This window comes from Neorhodopirellula pilleata, assembly GCF_007859915.1.
GTDB lineage: Bacteria > Planctomycetota > Planctomycetia > Pirellulales > Pirellulaceae > Rhodopirellula > Rhodopirellula pilleata.
Genome location: NZ_SJPM01000006.1, coordinates 430,979 through 457,090 on the forward strand (window position 1 = coordinate 430,979; position 26,112 = coordinate 457,090).

The following is a 26,112-nucleotide window of genomic DNA, read 5'->3' on the forward strand; positions in this document are numbered from 1 at the left end:
GAGTTTCGCTACCCGACGTATTTTGCTGGACGGAACACTAAGCCGAGCCGACTAATTGTGATGGATCGGTTCGCCCTTCTTTCGCGTTGGCTCGCTCGTTCCAAACCTCTTCGATCGCTTCGGCACCGACGAGGCCGTAGAGCCTCGGCCGTGGCGGGATCAATGAGGTGTCGATGTCTTCGTACGTCAGCTCGACTTGGTTCGAAGCCGCGTTCCAGGTCGCGATCGTGCTCTTGAGGAACTTGCGATTATTTTCTTCGAACGCATCGCACCATTCTTCCGCTTGACGACGACGCTCGACGGGATCTTCGCTTGTCAGCGATGGTTTGGCGAAAGCCGGCTTGAAGTGGGCGCCTCGGCATTCGTCGCGTTGCAAGGCTCCTTTGAGCAAGGCTTTGGCGAGCGGGAACATGTCCTGAAGTGCTTTGGCGAAGACGACGTTTTGATTCGTCCAGGCTCCCGTGTCGGCGAGGCTGACCTTCATCGCGCGTTCGTGCAGTTCGTCCACCTTGGCAATCGCTTCGGTGAGCTGTTCGTTCTTTCGCACGACGGTCGCGACGCGGGTCATCAGATCACCCAACTCTTGGTGAATCAGGTACGGGTTCTCGTCGCTGTCGGGGTTGCCGTGCAAGAGTGCATCGTGCCGTTCCTGTTGCGCCTTGACGGCCGATTCGAGCACCTCGTTTGGCACATCCTTGCCGCCGGATTTTTGAGAAGCCGCGTAGTTGATGATCGACGAACCGGTGAACAGCCCCGAGAAGATACATGACAACAACGAGTTCGCACCCAAGCGGTTGGCCCCGTGATAGTGGTAATCGCATTCACCGATCGCGTACAAGCCTTCTATGCTCGTCATGTGGTTTTGGGGGGCACCGGCTTCGAGGCCGCCGTTGGCGCTCTTGACGTAATCGGCCCACAGACCACCCATCGAGTAGTGCACGGCGGGGAAGATCTTCATCGGCTCGTCACGCGGGTCGACGCCTTGGAACTTCTCGTAGATTTCCAAAATCCCGCCCAGCTTGCGATCGAGTTCCGCACGCGGGATATGCGTCAGGTCCAAGTAAACGCACATACGATCGTCTTCGACGCTGAGTCCTTCGTTGACGCAGATGTCAAAGATCTCTCGTGTGGCGATGTCACGTGGAACGAGGTTGCCGTATTCGGGATAGCGTTCTTCGAGGAAGTAGTACCGGTCCGCTTCGGGGATGTCCCGCGGTGCCCGAGGATCTTGCGGCGTGCGGGGAACCCAAACTCGCCCGCCTTCGCCGCGAGCCGATTCGCTCATCAGACGCAGCTTATCGGCACCTGGAATCGCGGTCGGGTGAACTTGGATGAACTCGGCGTTGCCGTATTTGGCGCCCGCTTGGAAACATCGGCTCGCCGCACTGCCGGTACAGAACACGCTCATCGTGCTGCGACCGTAGATCAAGCCGCATCCGCCGGTCGCGACGACGACCGCGTCGGCCGGGAAGGCACGGATTTCCATCGTCGTCATATTTTGAGCAACCGCGCCGCGGCAACGACCGGTTTCATCTTGGATCGGTCCCAAGAAATCCCAAAACTCGAACTTCTTTACCGACCCTTCGGCTTCGCGGCGACGGACTTGTTCGTCGAGCGCGTAGAGCAATTGTTGCCCCGTCGTCGCGCCGGCAAATGCGGTTCGTTTGTAAAGCGTGCCGCCGAACCGGCGACGGTCGATGAAGCCTTCCCCGGTGCGGTTGAACGGGACGCCCAAACGGTCCATCAATTCGATCACTTTAGGAGCCCAAAACGCCATTTCTTTGACGGGCGGTTGGTGGTTCAGGAAGTCGCCGCCGTAGACCGTATCGTCGAGGTGTTTCCATTCGGCATCACCGAGTTGCCGGGTCGCATCGTTGCAACTGTTGATGCCGCCTTGGGCACACACACTGTGCGAACGTTTGACCGGGGTGAGGCTGATCAGGTCAACGGTCGCGCCGAGTTCGGCCAATTTCATAGTCGAGGCCAAACCGGCCAAGCCACCGCCGATGACGACGACGTGAGCGGGTTGAGAAGAAGCTGCCATGAGTGTGAACCTTCGAGTTCCGATTAGGAATGGAGCAGTTGAGTTGTTGAGTTGATGGGATGCGGTCGCGTTTCGACGGGTCAATCAGCGGATACCGACTCGCCTTCAGCGGGGACCAATTCGTCGGAGTGACCGGAGGTCCGCTTCTCAGGCATGTCGTAAACCAATCCTGTTTTCAGAGCCGCTTCATACATTTCGTCTTCAAGCACGCGGGCGGCGGCGATCTCTTCCGGTCCGGGGCGAACGGCCGCCCACCAGGCGCTCGTTCCAATAACCGCCAAAACCACCCCGAACACCACACAGACTTTGGTCGCCCGTTGTTGAGCCGCCGGCGAAATCCATAAGCCCCAAGTGATTCCGGCGGTCCACAAACCGTTGGCGAGGTGATAGACCGTCGCCAGGACGCCGATCAGGTAGAACGCCGGCCAGAAACCCCAAATGAATCGGTCCATGGCCAAGGCCAATGATGACGCCGCATTGTACGGATAGAAATTGGCGAAACCGAGCGGCTTCATCACCGCGAGCCACGGGCCGACATGAAACCACCCGTGCAGGTGAAGCACGTGAACCATCAGGAAAACGAAGGCGATCAATCCGGTCCAACGTTGCCAGACATAACGTTTATTGCCGGTGAATTGGTAGTTGCCCAAATTCGAACGGCCGGTCTTGATGATCCAAACGCCCAAAATCGCGTGAAAAAGCAACGGGAAAAAGATTCCGCCCCATTCCACGATCGGTAGCGCCGCCCCGAGCGAGTGGATATAAAACACCGCGCGCTGAAACGTCGCCGTCCCACTGAGCAAACTGGCGTTGGTCGTCAGGTGAATGCACATATAAAGCCCCAGCGGGACGATGCCCAGGAGCGAATGCACGCGACGGATCGCAAATTCATGACGCAGAAAAAGAGATTGCGAGCGAGTGAGTTCAGACACGCTTGTCAAATGGGTCAGAGGAAGGAGAGTGCACGATTAACCGCCAACGGCATCGGAAATCAACCGATGTGAAGTCAGAGTGTACGACGCTGCGTGTTTTTCGCATAGTGATTAGAGTGAAGTGAGGCGCTAGCGGGCTGTTGATTTAGTCGTTTAACGGCAAGCCGCAGGCGACAGAGCTTGTGAACGCAGACGCCTGCGGCTTGCCGTTAAACGAAAACGCCCAATCGTGCACTCAATCAACAGCCCGCTAGCCGCGGGTATTGCCCGACGCTAGCGCGTTCGGCTCACTCTAAAATTAAGTTTTGACGAAACACTAGTGGTCTTCGCTCGGCTCTTCTTTTTCCGGCTGCAAAACGAAACGATAACCGGCATCACGAATCGTCAGCAAATGGATCGGTTCGGCGGGGGAAGGCTCGATCATTTTACGGAGTTTCGCAATGAATTGATCGACCGCGCGGGTTTGCAAATTACCGGACGTTTCCCATACGTTGACGAGCAGCTCGGCGCGGCTGATCACACGCTCGGGGTTTTCGACGAAGTACCGCAGCAACCGCAGCTCGCGAACGGTCATTTTGGTGGGCTTGCCGTCGACGCGGACTTGATGCGTCCGGAAGTCGACCGAGATATTGCCGAACTGGATCGATTCCACCGGAGCCGATGCCGCCGCCGAATTCGCCGGGCCGACGCTTTGGCCGCTGACCGAGCCGGCCGGTTGCGCGGAGCCGCCGGGTTGAAAGCTGGCGCCCTTGGGAAAGCCACTGACGCCCGGGTAGTTGCCGGCGGCTTGTGAAATTTGCAGTAAATTTTTGACCCGGCTGAGAAGCTCGTCCAGTTCAAACGGCTTGCTCATGTATTGGTTCGCCCCGACGTCGAATCCGCGGGTGCGGTCTTCGGGCAACGTGCGGGCCGACAACATTAACACCGGCAACGACAAGCCGGCCGTGCGGATTCGCTGGCAAACCGAATAGCCGCTCATCCCCGGCAGCATCAAATCTAAAATCACCAAATCGATGGACTGGGCCGAATGATCGATCAATTTGAGCGCCGAGGGACCGTCTTCGACCAGCGAAACGCGATAACCTTCCGCTTCGAGGTTGTACTTGATGCCCACGCCGAGGTGCTGTTCGTCCTCGACGACCAAAATATGCGCTCGCATGGATATTTTCTAATCAACTATTTTCTAATCAACCTGGTCGAACGGACCGTCTCGAATCGAACGATCCCAAGAATTGGCGACGCCAAATCATTCGCCATGGATAACCTACCGCATCGCATCGCCCAGAGAAACGCCTGCCGATCCGAGCAACGCCCTCGGTCACGTCGCGAGAAACGCTCTGAAGATCGAACCGTCGACGGCGAACACGCTCCATCTAATTGTCCGAGGGCCCTCTAATTGTCCGCCGGATGACACAGGGCTACACTGGCGAGAACCCCACGCAAGCCGATCGAACCGTCCTGAAAATCCAGGACCCACTTAAAACTTCAAGACCCATTGCCAACGCATCTCTCATGAAGCCCTCCGCTAGTTTGGAATTGCAAGAAGTCGACACCGTCCGCGTGCAAATCGGGGGTGAAACCTGTGAACTGCCCTTGGTCGAAGGCACCGAAGGCGAACGAGCCCTAGACATCAGCCGCCTTCGAGCCCAAACGGGAGCGATCACGTTGGACGAAGGATTTGTCAACACGGGCAGCACTCGCAGCGCGATCACATTCCTCGATGGCGAAAAAGGCGTCCTGCGATACCGCGGGTACCCGATCGAACAACTTGCCGCGAATTGCGATTTCATCGAAACCGCGTTCTTGCTGATGTACGGCGAATTGCCGTCGACCAAAGAGATCGAAACGTTCCGGGCCGGCATCCGTGAACACACGATGATCCACGAGGACATGAAGGCGTTCTACAACGGCTTCCCCCGCGACGCTCATCCGATGGCGATCCTCAGTAGCGTAGTCGGCGCACTTTCGACCTTCTATCAAGATTCGCTCGACCTGGACGACCAACGCCAAGTCGAAATTTCGATCTACCGGTTGCTCGCCAAATTGCCCACGATCGCGGCGTACAGCTACAAGAAGTCGATCGGCCAACCGTTCATGTATCCCAAGAACGAATTGAGCTATTGCGAAAACTTCTTGCACATGATGTTCGCCACGCCGGCGTCGGATTACTTCGTCGATCCGGACTTTGCCGAAGCGTTGAACTTGTTGCTGATCGTTCACGCCGACCACGAACAAAACTGCAGCACCTCGACGGTGCGAATGGTCGGCAGCAGCAACGCGAACTTGTTCGCATCCATCAGCGCCGGGATCAGCGCCCTGTGGGGACCGTTGCACGGTGGTGCCAACGAAGCGTGCGTGAACATGCTCGAACAGATCGCAATGGATGGCGGCAACGTCAAGAAGTATGTCGACATGGCCAAAGACAAAGAAAGCAACTTCCGCTTGATGGGCTTTGGTCACCGCGTCTACAAGAACTTCGATCCGCGGGCGACGATCATCCGGGCGTGTTGCGACAAACTGCTCGCCAAGTTGAATCTCGATGACCCGTTGTTTGTAGTCGCTCAGCAACTTGAAGAGGTGGCGCTGCGAGACGAGTACTTCATCGAACGCAAGTTGTATCCCAACGTCGACTTCTATTCCGGCGTGATCTACCGGGCGCTCGGCATTCCCGTGCAGATGTTCACGGTCTTGTTCGCGATCGGACGTCTACCCGGTTGGATCGCACACTGGCGTGAAATGCACGCCAACCCCGCGTTCCGAATCAACCGTCCGCGTCAAATCTACACCGGTTGCACCGAACGCGATGTGATTCCATTGGAATCACGGTAGTGCTTTGTCTAAATTCAACTTTAGGGTCGGCAACATTAGCCGGTTGGGCGCTAGCGGCGTGTTGATTTAATCGTAACCCGAAGCGTCAGCGAGGGATTGAACGCCATGAAATCCTTTGTAGGTATCCCTCGCTCACGCTTCGGGTTACGATGCAAACCAAATCAACAGCCCGCTAGCGCCAAAACGGCTAATCCTAAAATTAAAGTTGGACAAAGCAGTAGTTCTTTTCACAGAATGCTACCCGGTCGATAACTCGCCGCTGATGGGTTGGCCTGAACGAGCTTTTCGATCCGCTGATTGACCCGTTTAATCTGATCCACCGCGTTACCGATGAATTCGATCGGGGCTCCGATCGCGGCGTGGAGCTGTTCGGCGTTCATCGGAATTCGCTCGTCGGCGGCAAGACGTTCGAGCAAATCATTGTCATCGCGTCCGGTTTCTCGCATCGCCAGCGCCGCCGCAACGGCGTGTTCTTTGATGGCTTCGTGAGCCGCCTCGCGACCGACGCCTGACTTGACGGCCGCGACTAGGATCTTGGTTGTCGCCAAGAACGGCAGATAACGTCGTAGCTCTCGATCGATCACCGCCGGATAAACTCCGTAGTCGGCCAGTACGGTCAAGAACGTTTCCATCTGACCGTCGATCGCCAAGAACGCGTCCGGAACGGCGACTCGACGCACAACACTGCAACTGACGTCGCCCTCGTTCCACTGGTCGCCCAATAAACCACCGACCATCGACAAATAACCTCTCAAGATCACGGCGAACCCGTCGATCCGTTCGGCCGATCGGGCGTTCATTTTATGTGGCATCGCCGACGAACCGACTTGGCCCGGTTTGAATCCTTCGGTGGCCAATTCCGCCCCGGCCATCAAACGCAACGTCCGGGCAAAATTGGCCGGTGCCGACGAGAGCTGCACGAGTGCCGAAACGACATCAAAATCTAGCGAGCGGGCATAGACTTGACCGACCGAGTCCAACACCGAACAGAATCCCAAGCTTTCGGCGATGCGAGCGTCAAGTTGTTGCAGCTTGGACGCGTCGCTTTGAAACAAGTCGAACATATCTTGCTGCGTTCCAACGGGGCCCTTGATTCCACGCAGCGGGTAACGAGCGATCAATTCATCGATGCGTTGATGAGCGACCAACAACTCTTCGGCGACGTTGGCGAATCGTTTGCCCACCGTCGTGACCTGTGCCGGTACGTTGTGACTGCGTCCGGCGATTGCGAGTTCGGCAAATTCGGTGGCCCGTTCGGCGACCAACGCGAGTGCCGTCACGATTCGATCGCGGACCAACTCGAGAGCCAAGCGGATTTGCAACTGCTCGACGTTCTCGGTCAAGTCGCGGGACGTCATGCCTTTATGGATGTGTTCGTGACCGGCCAAGTCGTTGAACTCTTCGATGCGGGCTTTGACGTCGTGTTTGGTGATACGTTCGCGGCGGTCGATCGATGCCAAGTCGACCTGATCGACGACGGCTTCGTAAGCCTCGATCACGCCGTCTTGGATCGTCACACCGAGATCCTTTTGGGCTCGCATGACCGCGATCCAAAGCCGACGCTCTTGAACGACTTTGGCTTCGGGAGACCAAATCGCGACCATCGCGTCACTGGCGTATCGGGCGGCAAGAACGTTGGGGAGCGATTGGGACATGAATTCAAGGTCAGGGGAAGAGTTCAGGGCGGGCCGAACGAGACGCGGGCTAGATCAACGAGGCAAGCAATATAGCGGCCAAGCTTCGCGCCCCGTAGGGCAGAGCGAATGGGCATCGGGGCATCTCTTTCCTCCGCCCTACGAGACTCCCCACTGGGCGGCTAAACTAGCCGCATGACCCTTACCAGCCATGCGATCGTTCTGTTGGCGAAGATGTTCAGCGGTTTCACCGTGCGGTGGATCGATTGCCAACCGGACACCTGCCAACGCATCTACTTCGCCAACCACACCAGCCACCTCGACGCGGTGGTGTTGTGGTCGGCGTTGCCCAAGGAAATCCGCGCCTTGACCCGCCCGGTCGCCGCCAAGGACTATTGGAGTGGTGGTTGGTTCAAACCGCATATCGCCAAAAGTTTCAACGCGCTGTTGATCGACCGCAAAGAGATCAAAGTCCACAAAAGTCCGATCGACAGCATGATCCGCCAAATGGGCGACATTTATTCGTTGATCGTCTTTCCGGAGGGCAGTCGCAGCGCCGGCGAAGAAATGAGCGACTTCAAGAGCGGGCTGTATTACCTTGGAAAAAAACGCCCGGACCTGGAGTTGGTCCCCGTCTACATGGAGAATCTCAACCGCATTTTGCCTCGGGGCGAAGTCCTGCCGGTGCCTCTGTTATCTTGCATCACGATCGGGGCTCCTATTTTCTTGGAAGCCGGCGAGCCTAAGATTGAGTTCTTGCGTCGTGCCCGACAATCCGTCTTGCAGTTGAAGGACTGCTGACCCACCGTCCGTGTTCCTGACTCTTTCGCGAAATCAAAATGTCCCAACCGACCGATCCGAACCCCAACCGTGCGCCTTGGACTCAAGGGAATCCCTCTTCCGAGTTCGCAACCGCCGGGCCGCGGCCGTATGAACCAGGTGCCTCCAACGCACCCGGTGGTCCGGGCGGGCCGCCGCGAAAATCAGGACTCGGCTGCTGGTTCTGGGGGTGCTTGGGCACGCTCGTGGTGACCTTGTTGGCGATGATCGGGATCGGGTTTGGCACCTATTGGTTCTTGACCAGCCAAGTGGCCAAGTACACCGACACCCAACCGGCGGAAATTCCGGTGGTGGAAATGGAAGAGAAGGAATTGGAGGAACTGCAAGCTCGAATCGAAGCCTTCACCAGCCAAGTCAAAGGCGAGACGACACCCACCGACGAAACCGAAACGGGCTCGACCGTCGCCGACGAATCAACCGGTGACGACCAACCCACCGACAGTGAAGTGGCTGCCGAGCAACCGGGCGAGCAACCTGCTGCGGAACCGGGTACTCAGCCTGCGGGCGAAACCGCTGCCCCGGTTGCCGCCGAGCCGATGAAGGAACTCGTTTTGACGGCTGAAGAAATCAACGCACTGATCGCCACCGAAGAACAACTCCGCGGTCGCGTTTTCGTGCGAATTGAAGAAGGCCGCGTGTTCGGCGAAGTCAGCTTTCCGACGGACATGGTCCCCGGCGGAGGAGGCCGGTTTTTCAACGCCGATGCTGAATTCGATGTTTCGATGCAAGACGGCATTCTCGAAGTGCGGCTAACCGACGCGAGCGTCAAGGGCGAGCGCATTCCTGAAACGGTCTTGGAAGGTTTTTCGCAGGAGAATCTTGCCAAAGACGCGTACAAGGACCGCAAGAACGCCGAGATTCTGCGCAAGTTTGAAAGCATTGAAGTGGTCGACGATTCGATCGTTTTGAAGCTGAAAGAACCCGAGTAGGATTGGGGGTGCAGGCACACTAATCGGTGACTAGGTCATCGCAGGCAGCCTATCTTTCTTGGATTGTCGCGTGTAGTGGGTTCCTGGGCGAGCCGCAAAGTGGTCGGCAAGCTCGCTGCCGTCGCTGATTACGGCGGCTCGCAGATTGAAGAGTGAAGAGTGAAGAGTGAAGAGTGAAGAGTGAAGAGTGAAGAGTGAAGAGTGAAGAGTGAAGAGTGAAGAGTGAAGAGTGAAGAGTAGGCTGGGTCGTAGCCGCTTCGGCGAAGACCCGGCAGTCAACCGTCAACCGTCAACCGTCAACCGTCAACCGCCAACCGCCAACCGCCAACCGCCAACCGCCAACCGCTAACCGCTAACCGCCAACTGCTTCCCCATGCCGGGTCTCCGCTATCGCTGCGACCCAGCCTACCAAACGCCTACCAAACGCCTACCGAATGCCGTCTATGAAACACTTGGCGGAACGATGAGGCACGGAATGCGGGACCGTGATACGATACGCATCTGTGATTGCTTTTTCCGGCTTGAGGTTTTGCGAAAATTACCATGACGAATGACCCGAATGAATCGGCTCCCGTTCCGAGTCTGCCCGATGCGGCTGCCAACCCCGACGTTGCGGGCACGCTTGGTGCCGCCGGGTCGGGAACGACCATTGTCTTTTTACTCTCGGCGATGATGTTCCTGCAATTCTTTGCCTGGGGGGCGTGGTTCGCGACGTTATCCGCCGCGATGGACACGCACCTGCTCGGCGCCTTCATCGGCGGGGCATACGAGGCGGCTCCGATCGCGGCGATCTTCGCGCCTTTGTTCTTGGGTTTGATCGCCGACCGTTTCTTTGCCTCCGAAAAGGTCATGGGTGTGCTGATGCTTGTCGGCGGCGTGATCATGCTGTCATTGCCCGGCATCGCCGACCAAGCGTCCACGTTTGCGACCGAGTCCGCCGAATCGATGAAAGCCGCCGGGACTTATGAAGCGGCCGCGTTCTTGGAAATGCAAGCCAACCAAAACACCGCCGGTAAGACGCTCGTGTGGATGATTTTGGCCTATCTGTTGTGTTACATGCCGACCCTAGGCTTGGGCAACACGATCGCGTTCACCCATATTCCCCACCAGGATCAATTCCCTAAGATTCGTGTTTGGGGCACGATCGGTTGGATCGTCGCCGGCTTGACGCTCGGCATCTTCGGTTGGTCGGCCTCGTACAACATCTTTTGGTTGGGCGCGGGCAGTTCACTCGCCTTGGGCTTGTTGTGCTTTGCCCTGCCCCACACACCGCCGCCGTTGAAGGGGCAACCGATGGACGTGCGGTCGTTGTTCATGGTCGATGCCTTCAAGCTATTGGCCAATTGGAACTTCTTCGTCTTTGCCGTTTGTTCGACGTTGATCTGCATTCCGTTGGCATACTATTACGGGATGACGGCAACCTACTTGAATCAAACCGGGTTCGCCGAATCAGGCGCGACGATGACCATCGGTCAAATGTCTGAGATCTTCTTCATGCTTTTGATCCCATTCTTCTTCCGTCGGTTGGGCGTGAAGATGATGATCTTGATCGGAATGGCGTGTTGGTTCGTTCGCTATCTGCTCTTCGCGTTCGGAGCGGCCGACCAAACGACTTGGATGCTGTTGCTCGCCGTCGCCCTGCACGGGATCTGTTACGACTTCTTTTTCGTCACCGGGTTCATGTACACAGACCAGAAAGCCCCCAAAGCGATCCGCGGTCAAGCTCAAGGCTTGCTCGTCTTTTTGACGCAAGGCGTTGGGATGTTTTTCGGCTATCGGATCATGGCCGGCGGCAGTTTGTTCGGATCGATCCCGTTGAACCTGACGTTCGGCGACTACGGAAAACAAGTCACCGCGGCACCTCAATACGTCGAGGCATTAGGTGAAGCTCGCGGCTCGGCACCATCGGCATCGTTTTTGGAAACGTTCACCAAAATGTTCTCGCGAGATTTGCCGGCCTCGTTGGACCAGGGAATTCTGAACGAGACGATGGCCCAGTGGCGTGATTTTTGGATTTCACCGGCCATCATGGCCGCGATCATTTTCGTGATCTTTGCCCTCACCTTCTGGGACCGAACCAAAACCACCGACTAAGTTGCTTGTATCTCCTCACTCCTCACTCTTCACTCTTCACTCTTCACTCTTCACTCCATGTCCTTCCCCTTCCGTCTCGGATTCGAATCGCCCGGCTACCTAGTCTGGTTGCTCGTCTTGCCGCTGCTTTGGCTGTGGGGGTGGCAGCATCTAAGAGTGCTCGGGCCGGTTCGGCGTTGGATGGCGTTGGGTTTTCGCACGTTGGTGTGGATGATCGTCGTCGCCGCGTTGGCGGGCGTGCAATTGGTCTGGGTCAGTGACCGGATGACGGTCATGTACGTGCTCGATCAAAGCGAAAGCATCCCGTTGGAAAAACGCAACGCGATGTTGGACTATGTCATTGAGGCCGTTCGAAAACACCGCAACGAGGCCCGCAATGATCGGGCCGGGATGATCGTGTTTGGTCGCGACGCCACGATCGAGATCCCACCCTATGACGACGACGTGCCGCCGATGCGTCGGTTGGAAAGTTTATTGCAACGCACCGACGCGACCAACCTCGAAGCGGCTCTAAATTTGGCTCAAGCCTCGATGCCCGAAGACACTTCACGACGAATCGTGATCGTGACAGATGGAAACGAGAACGTCGGACGGGCACGCACGATGGCGGCTCGAGTGACGGCCGCCGGCATCGGCATCGATATTGTCCCGATCGTCACCGAAGCCTCTCAAGAGGTACTCGTTGAGAAAATTGATCTTCCGGCGAATATCCGCAAAGGCCAACCGTTCGAAGCCCGCATTGTGGTCGATCGCCAAGGCACACCGCGTCAAGCGGCACCCGCCGATCCGGCAACCACGGACGATGCTGGGGCAAACTCCAAGCCCGTGCGTGGACGGTTGCGGGTGAAGCAACAGGTCGGCGGCGAGGAATCCTTGTTGCTCGAACAGACCGTTGAACTGGAACCCGGCAAGAACGTCTTCCCGCTCAAACACACGATCGACCAACCGGCCGCCTACACGTACGAGGCCGAATTCATCGCCGACGACGAAGCCGATGATGTCTTGACGCAAAACAATTCGGCCACCGGTTACACCTACGTGCGCGGCAAAGGACGAGTATTGCTGATTCACAGTGTGGATGAACTCGGTGACTATCAATTGATGATTGATTCGTTGCGTGACGCCGACATCGAAGTCACCCCGATGGCGGCCGATCGGTTGTTCGGCAGCATCGCGGAGTTGCAGCCCTACGACGCGGTAATCTTGGCCGGCGTGCCACGCGTGTCCGGTGATTCGACGCAGACGATTACCAGTTTCACCGACGAGCAGATCGAGATGCTTGTCCGCAACACTCAACAACTCGGTGCGGGATTGTTAATGATCGGCGGACCCGATTCATTGGGTGCGGGCGGATGGACGGGGACGGAAATTGAAAAAGCGATGCCCGTCGATTTCAAAATCAAGAATACGAAAGTCCAAGCCGTCGGGGCACTCGCGCTGATCATGCACGCGAGCGAAATGGCGCAGGGTAACTACTGGCAAAAAGAGATCGCCAAGGCCGCCATCCGGCAACTCGGCGGTGCCGACTACTCCGGCGTACTGCACTGGACCATGCAGGGCGATCAATGGTTGTGGGGCGGCAGCAAAGGAATGCTCGAAGTCGGCCCGAATCGAAAAGCGATGATGGCTGCGGTCGGCAAAATGACCCCTGGGGATATGCCGGAATTTGATCCCGCGATGCGGATGGCCGTCGCCGGTTTGGCTCGCGTGAATGCCTCGATCAAACACTGCATCATCATCAGCGACGGTGATCCGAGCGATCCGTCCAACGCCGTGATCAACGCCTTCAAAGACAACAACATCACGATCAGTACCGTGGCCGTTGCGTCGCACGGTTTGACCGAGAGCAAACGGCTCAGTCAAATCGCGTCGCGGACGGGCGGCAAGTATTACGCCGTCAAATCAGGCCGTGCTTTGCCCGGGATCTTTCAACGTGAAGCCCGTCGCGTTGCCCGGCCGTTGATTTATGAACCGCCCGGTGGTGCTTCGCCGGAGATCATCTATCCGCACCCGGTCGTCGATGGAATCGATACCGTTTTGCCGCCGATCACCGGGTTTGTGATGACTCAAACGAAGACCAGTCCGCTCGCGCAGGTCGTCTTGCGTTCTCCGCTTCCCGACTCGCCCGAAAACGCCACAGTATTGGCGACATGGAACTACGGTCTCGGCCGTACGGCGGTCTTGTCCACCGACGCGGGGCAACGTTGGGCCAAGCAATGGGCGTCTTGGCCGGGTTACGAAAAGCTACATTCGCAATTGGTGCGATGGTTGATGCGTCCAACGGGCGACACCGGACAATTCTCGTTGGCCACTAAGGTCGACGACGGATTCGTCGATGTGATCGTGACGGCGCTCGGCGAAGACGATCGCTACTTGAATTTCTTGGAGGTCGCGGGGTCGGTATTGGATCCATCGCTGACCCCGGTTCCGTTGCGGATGGAACAAACCGCGCCGGGACGATACGCCGGCCGATTTCCCATCGATCGGGCCGGAACATATTTCGTCAACGTCTTGCCCGGCATGGGCAACGCGCCACTGAGCGCCGGCGTGACGGTGCCCTACAGCGAAGAGTTCCGTTATCGGGAAACCAATCAATCGCTTCTCGCACAACTCGCATCACTGCGTCCCGAAGGTGGCCAACCGGGCGTCGTCACGTCGCCCTTGGGGTCGGAAGTCGACGAAGCGGTTTTGGAAAACGACCCGTTCCGGGGTGGACTTCCCTTAGCCCGTCGGATTCGTGATGCGTGGCCGTGGTTTGTGCTGCTGGCATTGACGCTATTCTTCGTTGACATCCTGATCCGCCGGGTTGCGATCCGTTTCGGATTCATCAAACGTTGGACCGATGCTCTGATCGGGCGCGGAGAAATCGCCCCGGCTCAGGTGCAACGACTGGATCAACTGCGTCAACAAAAGCAAGCGACGCGTGAGTCGCTCGCCGGTCGAGCCGCCTCGACCCGGTTCGATCCGACTTCGGTGCCCACGTCGACACAAGGCGATGTTTTGGACGATGCTCTTGAGAATGCTCGTGATTCGAACGCCACCTCTGGGGCGAAACCCGGCACCAAAAATACCGAGCCTACTGGCAAAGGCACCACCGGCGATCAACCCAGCTACACCGAACGACTGCTCGAGGCCAAACGAAGAGCCAAAAAGTAAGCAGCGTATTGATGAGTGCTAGGCAGTTCATGTGAGCCGATGGCGCTAGCCACGGGCTTCGGATGGTGGCTTACTTCCCGTAAGGCCCGAAGCTAGCGGGCTGTTGATTTAGTGCACGATTGGGCGTTTTCGTTTAACGGCAAGCCGCAGGCGTCTGCGTTCTCAAGCTCTGTCGCCTGCGGCTTGCCGTTAAACGATTAAGTTAATACACCGCTAGCACGTCGGCTCACTAAACCAACGAGCCGTAAACCGCACGATTACTTCGCCCGTTCGGCCAGCACCGCTTCCGGCGTCGCCGTTCGCATCGGTAAGGCTCGGCGGCCGACTCCGGCGATCGCGATCAAGAAACCCATCAACATGCTCGAGATGCCGACTTCGTTGACCCATCGCAAGGATTGGTTGTCAAAGATCATGCCGATCGTCCATACCCAATTGGTGATCTGCCAACCTGAATAGCTATACGGTCGATAATCGTTGTAGTGCAAGCCGATCGAGTAGGGTACTAGCGACGATAAGACCGCCACCGCGATCAACGCGGCCAATCCGATCTCGACCCGCGGATGATTGTTGATCCGCAAGATCGCCACGATCCATCGGACCAGTACTAAGAACATGATCAAGTAACCGCAATAGGCTACCATCGCGTGTCGCAACAACGTCCATTCGCGCGCCCGAACCTGACTACCAAGGTCTTGAATCCGCTCGGTTCCCGCCATTGCCGCGATCAACAGCGTGCCAATGCCCAAGCAAGCAAAAACCAACCCTGTGGCCGGTCCGGGTGTGAAAAACACAAGCAACATTCGACTGAAAAAATTGCCCGGCAATTCGCGTTGGATCCGCGGGGTCAACGCGGCTGATTCCGCCGCCATCATCGCTCCGGCGAATGTCCAGAGCAGCCCCATGATCATGATTGAGGGCATGAAAACGGCTAACACCTGTTCGCGGGCTTCGGTGATCCATTCGATCGCAAACACGTTGATCGCGAATACTAAAACGGTCAGCATCAACAGCGACCAACGTATCCCGCTACTGCGGTTTTCGCTCTCAGGCGTCAACTGCGCCGCCGTGGTCGTTAGCAACAGATGACTGATCGCCGCAGCGAGCAATGTGGCAACGACAAGAATGAACACGGTCCATGAAACCGGCAACGGGTTGCCATACATGATCATCGAGATCATCGCCGCACCGATCAAATACTCCGCCAACAACAACGCACTGAGCACGACCAACAAAGTGCTGATCCGACCGGTCCGGCCGCGGGCCAACGGCGCGAACGACAACGCCAGCACCGTCAGCGTCAACGCCGAAACGATCAGGGTCGACATCATTAGCGCGAGCGTCGGCAAGTCGACGCCACGAAGCGTGTAGGCGTAAGCGACACAAGGAAACAACGCGACCAAGTACAGCATCATTTGCAACGAGGCGCTGGCGAGTTTCCCCAGCACAATTTGCCACGGACTCAGCGCCGTGATCGACAACAGTTCCAACGTGCCGTCGTCGATCTCCGCCTCGAGCGATCGATACGCCGCCAACGGAACGACCAGTAACATGGGTAACGCCAAGACCAAGTAGTATCCGATCAGCATCCGAGAAGCCGACGGCGTCGTGTAGATCAACGGCATCATCGACAAGCTGCCGGCGACGGTCCAACCGAACGCGGCGACCAACAACACCGAAAACGTCACGACAAATTGACGACTCTTGAGCGCCTGACGCGTTTCTTTGATCATGATCGGATTGACCCGATCACCAAGCCTTTCCGCCCAGCGATCGATCCGTACCAGCCAGGCCGGCGTTGTTGAATCGGCCGGGGTACCATCACCCGACGGCAAGCGTTGCGAAAGCGATTCGTTCGGGAAAGCAGCCGTGCTCATCAGTCAAACACTTTCATCGAGGTAAATTTTCAGTTGCCGCTACTCTCAAGCGAGCGGGAATTCGTACTCGCCCGGTTGGGCGATGACGACTTCGGGAGCATCGCCAAATTCGTATGCGTTGGGGCGTAAGTCCATGGGACTGGTGGCCACTTGTTCGTACGACAATTCTTTGCCGCAGTAGGTGACCTCGCGGCCCATGATCGCCATCATCGTACTGCGACACATGTACGTGCCGTTGTTGATCCGTTCGCGTTGGCCGCGAATCGCTTTGTACAGTTCGTCTTGTTCGGCCTGATGCATCTGTACTTTTTGGTCGGTGAACTTCCACGGGGTCCGGCCGTCGATCTCGTGACGGATCAGTTGGGCGGAACCTTCGCTTCCGAAAACAAAATCTTCGGTCTGATTCATGCAGCCCTTGATTTGTCGTGTGTTCGCGAACGCGCGCGTTCCGTCGGCCCATTCATAAACGACGGCGAAGTGATCGTAGATGTTGCCCTGGTTCAGGTCGCTGCGACGTTGACGCCCGCCGAGTCCGTAGGCTTTCACCGGTGGTTCATCATGGTGTAACCACAACGCTTTATCGAGACTGTGGATGAATTGCTCGACGTAATGGTCGCCCGACAACCAGGTGAAGTAATACCAGTTACGGCATTGGTACTCCATCTCCGATTCACCTTCTTTGCGGTTGCGAATCCACACCGGACTGGTCAGGTAATCGAATTGGGAGCTGATGACGTTGCCGATCGCTCCGTCATGAACACGCTGCATCGTTTGTTTCAAACCTTCGTCGTAGCGCCAGCACAAACCACTGACGACGTTGAGTCCTTTTTCATCGGCGGCTCGGCAAGCCGCTTCGACGCGGCGGACGCCGGCCGGATCGGTCGCGACCGGTTTTTCACAAAAGATCTGCTTGCCCGCCGCGACGGCCGCTTCCATCTGATCAGGGCGATAGTGGGGAGGCGACGCCAACAAGACAACATCAATATCGGTTTCGAGTAATCGTTTGTAGTTGTCGAAGCCGGTGAAACAGTGGTCGTCTTCGACGGCGAATTGGTCTTTATATCGACCCTGCAACGATTTCCGGCAGTTCTCGATCGACGCGTCGAACAAGTCGGCCAACGCTACGATGCGAACGCCCTTGTCCGCGTTCATCGAATTCACCGCCGCTCCGGTACCACGGCCACCGCAACCAACCAATCCAACCTTGATGATGTCATCGACACTGTTGTGGACGGCCGGAATCGCCTCCGCCGCGGTCGAGCGATGCGTGTTGGCAAAGCTCGCCAATCCGGCCGTCGCAACGACAGCCGAAACGGTCTTGATCGCCGAACGGCGCGAAGGAAGGTTGTCGTGTTCGGTTGACGAAACGATCGTAGGATTGTCTGGATTCATGACGGTTGATTCTCGGTGGGATGAAAAGGAAGGCGGGACAAAACCGATCAAAGGCCAATTCCGGAGAAGGCGGCCTGGAAATCGAACAGTGATTGTAGCCGATTCCGGAGATGAAATCGTGTTCCAGCGCCCTGGAACATGGTAAAAAACCGCCCCTTCGGAAATCGGCTTTGTTGAAGAAGTTTGAACTACCTGAAAGTGCTTCCCCATTTGGGCCCTTTCGTAGCCAATCGCGTTAGTGATAACCATGGGCGACCGCCATGATGACGTAATACTGAATCACGTAGGCTTTCAACGGATGCCGTCCGAGTGTTTCCAATCCAGGAACGCCCAACCGGGGAAACTGTTCGGCGACCGCTAGCAACAGGCACGCGGGAAAGACGAACAGGAACAACAACGACGAGACACTGCCCGGTGTCGCCGATGCGGCCAACGGATAGAACAACGTCAACGCCGCTGCCGCAATGAGTGCGGCCTTTCGCCCGGCGGTCGCGTAAAGATTGCCTAATGCAACAAACGCCAAAACAATCGTTAGCGGAAAATCCATCGGTCCGGCCGTCGGCCAACCGTCGGTCGGATCGATCGGATAGGCCAATGCAACAACAACGAATATTGGGAACGCACGTCCGGCCAACCGTGCGATGATCGCGACGAGAAACAAACTACACAGAATGTCGACACAGCCATACATCGGATAGAAGACCAGGTTAACCAGCACCGCCGCCAAACCGATTTGCAACAGTCTCGAGCGGTGCAATCCTTCCTCGGGAATCCAAGCCGCGCCGGGACGCAAGAAGTACCCCATCAAGACCGCGAACAGAGGCATGCTCAGCCGCGCGGCGATCCGCACGGATGACTCCGAGATCGACCACCCTCCGATCAACCCGGCGGCGTGGTCGATCATCATCAAGAGGATTGCCAAGCCGCGGAGTGCGTCGATGGCGGAGTTACGCTTCCCCGCCGGTGGCTGGGTAGCGGTGGGACTGCGGCGTTTTGGGCGACGTCGGGGCAAAGTAAAGAGTGAAGAGTGAAGAGTGAAGAGTGAAGAGTGAAGAGTGAAGAGTGAAGAGTGAAGAGTGAAGAGTGAAGAGTGAAGAGTGAAGAGTGAAGAGTGAAGAGTGAAGAGTGAAGAGTGAAGAGCTTTGGCGAGTTTTTCTACATCAGTTATCGCCGCATTCGGTGTTTTTTTAGGCAATTGATACAAGCACGACTCGCGAGCGAGGGAATCCACTCCAAACTTCGCAATACCAGCGACTCCACTCGCTTGCGCGTCTGGCTTGTATTTATGTCTGCGGCGTAGCCGCCCTATGGCGGAAAGGGAGAATGGCGGGAATCCGGAATCACCTTCCGGCGACCGCCAAAATACCGGCGTCTGTCTGCGAAATAATTGAGTTTAGCGGGATTTGCGATTACGATGGAGGCGGAGCGTTCGCCATTCCTGGGTTAGCCTCGTTTTCCCGCCCCAAGCTTTTCACTTTTCTCAAAGACTTCACTGATGCGATTCACCTGCAACCGTATCCTGCCGTCGGTACGTTTTCGCGCCGCCTCGTCGATCCCTTTTCTGCTTGCAGCGGCACTTTTGCTGGGCATTGCCTCTTCGGCGTCGGCCAACAACGGTGGCGGCGGTGGGGGCAATGACGACGATACCCCTGTATTCGGCAACCCGATTGCTGGTGTGGATGTTGATGCCACCGGTGTCCTCAAGGTCCGCACGGTGGACCCGCGATTGGCTCAGCAGCGGCTCCGCGAAGCCCGTTTGAGGGCGGAAACGGACGATGTCATGCAGCGCAGCGAACTCCGCAAGGTCTCGCTCAATCGTCTCGAAAAGGTGATCGCCAAACAAATCGCGGCAGATCGACCATTGAGTGACGACGTGCTCGCGGTGGCTGGATTGACGACGATCCAGTACGTTTTCTTTTATCCCGACACCCAAGACATCGTCGTGGCTGGCCCCGCCGAGGGGTTCGTTGCTGACCCGACGCAACGATTCGTGGGCCTAAGCACAGGACGCCCGACCGTTTTGCTCGAAGACCTCGTCACGGCGCTGCGTGCCTATCCGCCGGGTGCCGAGCCGACCCGGGTCATTTCCGTTTCGATCGACCCCACGCCCGAAGGCTTGGCACGAATGCAACAATTTTTGCAGGCCGTTGGCGGTCGTGCCAATCGAGGTGACACGATGCGTTTGGTCCAAGGACTCAAGCAAAACCTTGGTCTGCAGACCGTTACGATTCAGGGCATCCCAGGCGACACGCACTTCGCACGCGTCCTCGTCGAAGCCGATTATCGCATGAAGTTGATCGGCATCGGTTTGGAGCAACTTCCCGTTCCGGTCCGCAGTTACGTCTCGCGGACAAGCCCACAAACCGTAGCCGCGAACGCGTTGGAACGCTGGTACTTCCAGCCAAACTACGACGGGGTATCGGTCAGCGACGATCGATTGGCGATGCGAATCAATGAACGTGGCGTGCAATTGGTCGGCGAAGGCGAACGGGTGCTCGGCGGAGGTCAACGTGTTCAAGCAGGACGTGGCAACCGGGCCAGTCAAGCGTTCACGCAAGAGTTCACTGAAAAGTACCCGTTGATCGCCAGCAAAGTGCGAGTCTATGCGGAGCTGCAACAGTTGATCGACATCGCCATCGCGGCTGCTTATATCCAAGAGCAAGACTTCTACTCGCAAGCGGAATGGTCGATGGAAGTACTCGGTGACGAGAAGCAAGTTCCCGTTCAAACCTACACGGTCCCCGAAAAGGTCGAGACCGCCGTCAACGCGATTTGGCGTGGCAATACGCTGATGACGCCGCTCGGTGGTGGAGTCAACATGCAACCGCGGGTAGCATTCAACAGTGACCGCATGGTCGTCGATCAAAGTGGCGATAATGTCGCTGTTAAGCAGTCTGCTGGGCCGTCCGACTTAGAGCCCGGTCAATGGTGGTGGGACTGACCTAAATAGCTTTTTAGCAATGAAGTCACTCGCTTGAATGCTCTTTGGGCTTGTGAAACGCTTCAACGCCTTTATCATCAATGAACTCCCTATCCCGACAAATCATTGAGGCCATCGACTGTGTTAACTGAAGCCACCGTAGAACGTATGTTTCGTGAGATCATTGCCTCGAACGAAAACTCAGATGATAAGTTCGACCAAGCCGAAGAACTTCTTGAAGCCGAGCTCCGTGACGAGAGCCCTTTGCGGCACCGTCTAAGCGTCGAGTTAGACGAACTGCGTTCACTCGCCGCGAAGTAGTCGGCATCGCGGTAAATCAGTGGTGGCGACGATCAGTCGCCGGTACCTGAAACGTCGACTAATGTCGACGCTACGAAAAGAACCTGAACCAGTCGGTTTGGTAACGATTTGAGGTTGCGCAAGTTGGGTGCCAGACCGCTCCGAAATGTGAGCGAAGGACGGTTCGGTTTTCGGGCCAACGTCCGTCTCATCGTCTTGTCCGGCAATGGTCTTGTCCAGACTAAGCCAAACCGAGAACGGCGGCTTCTTCGGTGAAGATGGTTTGGGATCGATCTGGTCCGACCGACAGCACGCCGACGGGGACGCCGACGAGTTCTTCGATCCGCTTGACATACGCGAGAGCAGCCGGTGGGAAATCATCCACCGAGCGGGCATGATCGACCGGTGTGTTCCAGCCAGAGATCGTTTCGAGAATAGGCTTGCATCGACGCAATTGATCCGCATGAGCGGGAACGCGGTGGATTTCTTTGCCGTCGAGTTCATACGCCACGCAGATTTGCAGCTCTTCGAAATGCGCTAAAACGTCCATCATCATCAGCGCCAAACGGGTCACACCCGATAAACGTGCGGTGTATCGCACCGCGACGGCGTCGAACCATCCGCATCGTCGCGGACGACCGGTCGTGGTGCCAAACTCATTGCCGAGCTTGCGAATCTTTTCGCCGGTCTCGTTATTCAGTTCGGTCGGAAACGGGCCGCCACCGACCCGCGTGCTGTAGGCTTTGCAGACTCCGAGAACGTGATCGATCCATTTCGGTGGCACGCCGGCACCGGCGCACACGCCGACACCGCTGCTATTGCTGCTCGTGACGAACGGGTACGTCCCGTGGTCGATGTCCAGTAGCGCTCCCTGAGCGCCTTCGAAGAGCATCCGTTGATTCGCTTCGGCGCTGTCGAGAATCATGTCGGTCGTGTCGGCGATCATCGGTGCCAATCGTTCTGCCCATGCCGCAGCGAGAGGCACCATTTTCTCTGGTGCTATGGTTTGCAAATCTTCGTCACTCGCTCCGAGTTGTCGCAACGTCGTGGTTTTCTGTTCGGCGACTTGGGCGATCCGCTCATCACGCGACGGTTCGATCAGGTCGATCATGCGGATCGCGTGGGTGCGTCCTACTTTGTCGCGGTAGCAGGGGCCGATTCCACGATTGGTCGTACCGATCGATTCACCGCGAACGGACGTCGCGTTGATCGTGGCGTCTTCGATCATGTGCCAAGGCATCACCAAATGAGCCCGCTCACTGACCTTTAGGTTATCAAGGACGTTGATGCCTCGGGCTAACAAGCCATCAATCTCATGCAGCATCGTGGTGGGATTGATCACGACGCCAGGCGTGATGAAATTTTGTACGTCGGCGTGCAAGATACCCGAGGGGATGTGGTGCAGCTTGTAAACTTCATCACCAGCGACCACGGTGTGACCGGCATTGGCGCCGCCTTGGTAGCGGATAACGCAATCAAATTGAGGAGCGAGCAGATCGACGAGTTTGCCTTTGGCCTCGTCGCCCCACTGAAGACCAATCACACAAGTACCGGACAATGGAATTTCCTTCGGGAGATAAGATGGTTGATGACCGATGCGACATTTCAAGAATCAAAACTGAAGGCCATCAAACAATGATGGCCTTCAAGATAACTGAATTGGGCACCTAACCGCGGTCGCAGTCTAGCGACCGGCCGCCTCGACGACCGAGGACGCGTTGATCTTGAAGAGTTCGTAGACTGCGTCGAAAGGACCGCTCGCTCCGAAACTGTGCATGCCAATGAACTTGCCGTGCGAACCGATCCAGCGATCCCACGACATTTGAATCCCGGCTTCGATGGCGACACGATTGGTCACCGAAGGCGGTAAGACTTCGTCGATGTAGGATTGATCTTGCATGGCAAACAAATCCAGGCAAGGCATGCTGACCACACGGACCTTCTTGCCATTGGCTGTTAGTTGGTCGGCGGCATCGACGGCCATGTAGAGTTCACTGCCGCTGCTCATCAGGATCACGTCCGGAGTGCCGTCGCAATCCGAGAGAATGTAGCCGCCCTTGAGGCAACCTTCGGCGGAGGCAAATTTGGTCCGATCCATTGTCGGCATGTTTTGGCGTGAAAGTACCATTGCGGCAGGATGGTTGCTGTCAAGCATCGCCGCTCGATAACACTCGGCGACTTCGTTGGCATCGCCGGGACGGTAAACGTTCAACCCAGGAATCGCACGGCAAGCCGTCAGGTGTTCGATAGGTTGGTGGGTGGGACCGTCTTCGCCGACGCCGATCGAATCGTGAGTCAAGATGTAAAGTGTCGGCAGGTGCATGATGCTCGACAATCGCATTCCACCACGCATGTAGTCGGTGAAGACAAAGAATGTTGCACAGTAACCGCGAAGACCGGACAGGCACAAACCGTTGGTGATTCCAGCCATCGCGTGTTCGCGAATGCCAAAGTGCAAGTTACGTCCGTCGTAAGAGGTCGCAAGGAACTCGCCCGCACCCTCGAACGTCAAGTTGGATTTGTTCGACGGGGCCAAGTCGGCACTTCCACCGATCATGAACGGGATGTTCTTGGCGATCGCATTGAGCACCTTGCCGCTGCTGTTTCGCGTCGCATCACCCTTCGCATCAGCTTCAAAGACCGGAATGTCCTTGTCCCAGCCTTCGGGTAACTTGCCGTCGAACATCGCCTGCAATTCAGCGGCTTTCGCTGGATAAGCCGCCTGATACTTGGTCCAAACGTCGTCCCAAGCGGCCGATGCGGCGGCTCCGCGTTTGCCGATGCCTTCGGCAAAATGCTCTTTGACGCCATCGGGGATATAGAATTTCTTGTCCTCGGGCAGGCCGTACGCCTTCTTCGCCAAGGCGACTTCGTCCCAACCAAGCGGAGCCCCGTGGGCACCATGGGTGTTTTGTTTATTCGGCGCGCCGTAGCCGATGATGCTTTTAACGACGATGATCGTGGGTTTGTCACCGCAAGCGTGGAATTTGGCGATCGCTTTGCCGAGTGCTTCGACGTCGTTGGCATCATCGACGTGCAACACGTTCCAGCCTAAACCCTCGAACTTTTTGCCGATGTCTTCACTAAAGGCAAGGTCCGTGTCGCCTTCGATCGTGATGTTGTTGTCGTCGTAGATCCAGCAGAGATTGTCCAGCTTGAGGTGACCGGCGACCGAAGCGGCTTCGGTCGCGATGCCTTCCATCAAGTCGCCGTCGCTGCAGATGACGTAAGTGTTGTAGTTAAACAGTGTCAGGTCGTCGGTGTTGTAATTGGCGGCCAACCATTTTTCGGCCATCGCCATGCCAACGCTGTTGCTCACACCAGCCCCCAGCGGTCCGGTGGTCGTTTCAATTCCAGCGGCTTCGGCGTATTCCGGGTGCCCAGCACAAACGCTGCCGATTTGACGGAAATTCTTGATATCCTCAAGTGTGATCGATTCACCGCCAGTCGGCTTACCGTGTTTGTCGGTCGCTTGGGTGCCGATCAAATGCAACGTGCTGTAAAGAAGCATCGAAGCATGGCCACATGACAGAACAAAACGATCCCGTCCGGGCCAATGAGGCTTAGCAGGATCGTATTTCATCGAGTTCTGAAAAACTTGATATGCGATCGGCGCCAAAGCCATCGGGGTGCCCGGGTGACCACTGTTGGCCGTTTGTACCGCGTCCATGCTGAGAGCACGAATCGTGTCGATCGCCAAAGTCTGAATATCGGTGGAGGTGGCTGTCATGGGCCGCGTCAGTGGGTATCAGGGTGAGAGAAATCAGTCAAAACGTACCTTTCGCCATCAATTCAGGCCTCGAAAGCCTAGCGAGGAGCGAACGATGGGGAAAGGGGTTTGACGGCGGCAAGACGGCCGAAGGCTGAAAAGAACAAGCTGACTCGGGTGGCCGGCGGGTGTCACGCAAGCCTACAATGATCGGACCGGTACGGTGGCCGCCTTCATTGCACTTGGAACTTCATGTCCGCATTCTTCCGACGTCGTGAACCTCCAAAGTCTTCTTCTTTGAAGACCTCTGTGGTCCAAGAGACCTCTCCGACATTTCGTTCCGGCGCCACGATTCGTCCTCGCGATCCCGAAAAACTAATCGGGCTGGCGCATTGGATCCGAGAAAACCGTCCCGACAAGGAAAAAATTCACCAAACCCAAAAGCAGATCCACGCGGAGATGCTGCGTCTGAGCCGAACGATCGATCGTCCTAATTTTCAACGGGTCGGTCGCGATGATTTGGTGCGGCTGATCCATCTGATGGACGACGCCTTTTTCCAGTCGCGGGTGCTGCCGATCGCCAAAGCCGAAGGCCTGTCCTTTAAGTTCTCCTCCCGGATGACCAGTGCGGCGGGTAAATTGGTCACCCACTATCCCAACGGGTCTCGCGACGCGCCGCGAAAATTCGATTTGATTCTGTCGTCGACGCTCTTGTTTCAAACGTTTGAAGACGTCGATCGGCCGGTGATGGTGACCGGCCGAAAATGCGTCGACCGGCTCGAAGCGATGCAGCGTGTCGCCGAGCACGAGATGACTCATTTGATCGAAATGTTGATTTGGAACGACGGGAACTGTTCGCAGTCTCGTTTCCAATCGATCGCACGATCGTTCTTTGCTCACACCGATTACCAGCACGATTTGATCACACAGCGAGAACGGGCGGCGACCAAGTTCAACATCCGAATCGGCGATCGAGTCTATTTTGAAACCGAAAGAGGACGAGTATTCGGCAAGGTCAATCGAATCACCCGTCGTGCAACGGTATTGGTCCAAGACCCAAAAGGGCAATTATTCAGCGACGGGGGACGGTACATTCGCTACTACGTACCGCTGGAACGTTTGAAACCTATGTAGTCGTTGCCCAGTAGATCGGCAGGGTCGTCTCAACACGCCATTCGTTGCCCAACCTAAACCTAAACTTAAACCTAAGCATCGCAAACGGGTTTAAGTTTACGTTTACGTTTTGATCAGTTGCGCTGATTGCATGTGATTCAGTACCTGAAATCCAGGGCTAAGCATCGGGTGAATAATAAGTGGCATAGGCTTCCAGCCTTTTATACCCCACATCTTTTTTGACCCCCACGAGCTCGTCTCGTGGGTGAATAAGGTTCGCAAGCTAGACAACAACGCCCTCCCAACCTTCCGATTTTCACTTGTGCTCGCCGCTTCAAGCGGCGAG

16 protein-coding genes are annotated in these 26,112 nt (G+C 56.7%); 7 read left to right on the plus strand and 9 right to left on the minus strand.

Annotated features, from left to right (window positions below):
• Positions 1–37: 37 nt before the first annotated feature.
• The 3 genes from sdhA to Pla100_RS16605 form a co-directional block, all read right to left on the minus strand.
• Positions 38–2,044, minus strand: a complete 2,007-nt coding sequence (gene sdhA / locus Pla100_RS16595; RefSeq protein ID WP_146578784.1) for a succinate dehydrogenase flavoprotein subunit — start codon at positions 2,042–2,044, stop codon at positions 38–40.
• An 80-nt stretch (positions 2,045–2,124) separates the two neighbouring features.
• On the minus strand, positions 2,125–2,976 hold the full coding sequence (locus tag Pla100_RS16600) for a succinate dehydrogenase cytochrome b558 subunit (protein WP_146578785.1): 852 nt from the start codon (positions 2,974–2,976) through the stop codon (positions 2,125–2,127).
• A 316-nt stretch (positions 2,977–3,292) separates the two neighbouring features.
• Positions 3,293–4,135, minus strand: a complete 843-nt coding sequence (locus tag Pla100_RS16605) for a response regulator transcription factor (protein WP_146578786.1) — start codon at positions 4,133–4,135, stop codon at positions 3,293–3,295.
• A gap of 353 nt (positions 4,136–4,488) precedes the next feature.
• Between Pla100_RS16605 and Pla100_RS16610 the strand changes: the two genes are divergently transcribed.
• Complete coding sequence (locus tag Pla100_RS16610) at positions 4,489–5,805, plus strand: citrate synthase (RefSeq protein WP_146578787.1); 1,317 nt, start codon at positions 4,489–4,491, stop codon at positions 5,803–5,805.
• 227 nt (positions 5,806–6,032) lie between these two features.
• Here Pla100_RS16610 and purB read toward each other — a convergent pair whose 3' ends face one another.
• Positions 6,033–7,460: an adenylosuccinate lyase gene (gene purB / locus Pla100_RS16615; protein ID WP_146578788.1), complete on the minus strand. Its 1,428-nt coding sequence runs from the start codon at positions 7,458–7,460 to the stop codon at positions 6,033–6,035.
• Positions 7,461–7,634: 174 nt separating this feature from the next.
• On the opposite strand from purB, the gene Pla100_RS16620 reads away from it, so the two are divergent.
• The 4 genes from Pla100_RS16620 (at position 7,635) to Pla100_RS16640 (ending at position 14,458) form a co-directional block, all read left to right on the plus strand.
• Positions 7,635–8,240 carry a lysophospholipid acyltransferase family protein gene (locus tag Pla100_RS16620; RefSeq protein WP_146578789.1) on the plus strand — a complete coding sequence of 202 codons (606 nt, stop codon included), beginning with the start codon at positions 7,635–7,637 and terminating at the stop codon, positions 8,238–8,240.
• 38 nt (positions 8,241–8,278) lie between these two features.
• Positions 8,279–9,208: a hypothetical protein gene (locus Pla100_RS16625; RefSeq protein WP_146578790.1), complete on the plus strand. Its 930-nt coding sequence runs from the start codon at positions 8,279–8,281 to the stop codon at positions 9,206–9,208.
• A gap of 543 nt (positions 9,209–9,751) precedes the next feature.
• Entirely contained in the window at positions 9,752–11,302 is a 1,551-nt protein-coding gene (locus tag Pla100_RS16635) for an MFS transporter (protein WP_146578791.1), read from the plus strand.
• A 57-nt stretch (positions 11,303–11,359) separates the two neighbouring features.
• Positions 11,360–14,458 (plus strand): VWA domain-containing protein, encoded by a 3,099-nt coding sequence (locus tag Pla100_RS16640; protein WP_146578792.1) that lies wholly within the window; start codon positions 11,360–11,362, stop codon positions 14,456–14,458.
• Positions 14,459–14,715: 257 nt separating this feature from the next.
• On the opposite strand, the gene Pla100_RS16645 is transcribed toward Pla100_RS16640, so the two are convergent.
• From Pla100_RS16645 to Pla100_RS16655, 3 genes are all read right to left on the minus strand, one after another.
• Positions 14,716–16,332, minus strand: a complete 1,617-nt coding sequence (locus Pla100_RS16645; RefSeq protein ID WP_231603138.1) for an ABC transporter permease — start codon at positions 16,330–16,332, stop codon at positions 14,716–14,718.
• A gap of 45 nt (positions 16,333–16,377) precedes the next feature.
• A complete protein-coding gene (locus Pla100_RS16650) occupies positions 16,378–17,724 on the minus strand; it encodes a Gfo/Idh/MocA family protein (protein WP_146578793.1) in 1,347 nt (448 codons plus the stop codon).
• A gap of 235 nt (positions 17,725–17,959) precedes the next feature.
• Positions 17,960–18,955: an acyltransferase family protein gene (locus Pla100_RS16655; RefSeq protein ID WP_261344807.1), complete on the minus strand. Its 996-nt coding sequence runs from the start codon at positions 18,953–18,955 to the stop codon at positions 17,960–17,962.
• 264 nt (positions 18,956–19,219) lie between these two features.
• Between Pla100_RS16655 and Pla100_RS16660 the strand changes: the two genes are divergently transcribed.
• Positions 19,220–20,665, plus strand: coding sequence for a DUF1598 domain-containing protein (locus tag Pla100_RS16660; RefSeq protein ID WP_146578795.1), 1,446 nt, complete (start codon positions 19,220–19,222; stop codon positions 20,663–20,665).
• 520 nt (positions 20,666–21,185) lie between these two features.
• Here Pla100_RS16660 and Pla100_RS16670 read toward each other — a convergent pair.
• Both Pla100_RS16670 and tkt read right to left on the minus strand, forming a co-directional pair.
• On the minus strand, positions 21,186–22,502 hold the full coding sequence (locus Pla100_RS16670; protein WP_146578797.1) for an adenylosuccinate synthase: 1,317 nt from the start codon (positions 22,500–22,502) through the stop codon (positions 21,186–21,188).
• A 126-nt stretch (positions 22,503–22,628) separates the two neighbouring features.
• Positions 22,629–24,674: a transketolase gene (tkt, locus tag Pla100_RS16675; protein ID WP_146578798.1), complete on the minus strand. Its 2,046-nt coding sequence runs from the start codon at positions 24,672–24,674 to the stop codon at positions 22,629–22,631.
• A 231-nt stretch (positions 24,675–24,905) separates the two neighbouring features.
• On the opposite strand from tkt, the gene Pla100_RS16680 reads away from it, so the two are divergent.
• Positions 24,906–25,787 carry a hypothetical protein gene (locus Pla100_RS16680; protein ID WP_390620612.1) on the plus strand — a complete coding sequence of 294 codons (882 nt, stop codon included), beginning with the start codon at positions 24,906–24,908 and terminating at the stop codon, positions 25,785–25,787.
• The last annotated feature ends 325 nt before the right edge of the window (positions 25,788–26,112 follow it).

Bases quoted from the DNA above. Each gene is read 5' to 3' on its own strand.
- sdhA (WP_146578784.1), bottom strand. From the start codon at position 2,044: ATGGCAGCTTCTTCTCAACCCGCTCACGTCGTCGTCATCGGCGGTGGC.
- Pla100_RS16605 (WP_146578786.1), bottom strand. From the start codon at position 4,135: ATGCGAGCGCATATTTTGGTCGTCGAGGACGAACAGCACCTCGGCGTG.
- Pla100_RS16610 (WP_146578787.1), top strand. From the start codon at position 4,489: ATGAAGCCCTCCGCTAGTTTGGAATTGCAAGAAGTCGACACCGTCCGC.
- purB (WP_146578788.1), bottom strand. From the start codon at position 7,460: ATGTCCCAATCGCTCCCCAACGTTCTTGCCGCCCGATACGCCAGTGAC.
- Pla100_RS16620 (WP_146578789.1), top strand. From the start codon at position 7,635: ATGACCCTTACCAGCCATGCGATCGTTCTGTTGGCGAAGATGTTCAGC.
- Pla100_RS16625 (WP_146578790.1), top strand. From the start codon at position 8,279: ATGTCCCAACCGACCGATCCGAACCCCAACCGTGCGCCTTGGACTCAA.
- Pla100_RS16635 (WP_146578791.1), top strand. From the start codon at position 9,752: ATGACGAATGACCCGAATGAATCGGCTCCCGTTCCGAGTCTGCCCGAT.
- Pla100_RS16640 (WP_146578792.1), top strand. From the start codon at position 11,360: ATGTCCTTCCCCTTCCGTCTCGGATTCGAATCGCCCGGCTACCTAGTC.
- Pla100_RS16645 (WP_231603138.1), bottom strand. From the start codon at position 16,332: ATGAGCACGGCTGCTTTCCCGAACGAATCGCTTTCGCAACGCTTGCCG.
- Pla100_RS16650 (WP_146578793.1), bottom strand. From the start codon at position 17,724: ATGAATCCAGACAATCCTACGATCGTTTCGTCAACCGAACACGACAAC.
- Pla100_RS16660 (WP_146578795.1), top strand. From the start codon at position 19,220: ATGCGATTCACCTGCAACCGTATCCTGCCGTCGGTACGTTTTCGCGCC.
- tkt (WP_146578798.1), bottom strand. From the start codon at position 24,674: ATGACAGCCACCTCCACCGATATTCAGACTTTGGCGATCGACACGATT.
- Pla100_RS16680 (WP_390620612.1), top strand. From the start codon at position 24,906: ATGTCCGCATTCTTCCGACGTCGTGAACCTCCAAAGTCTTCTTCTTTG.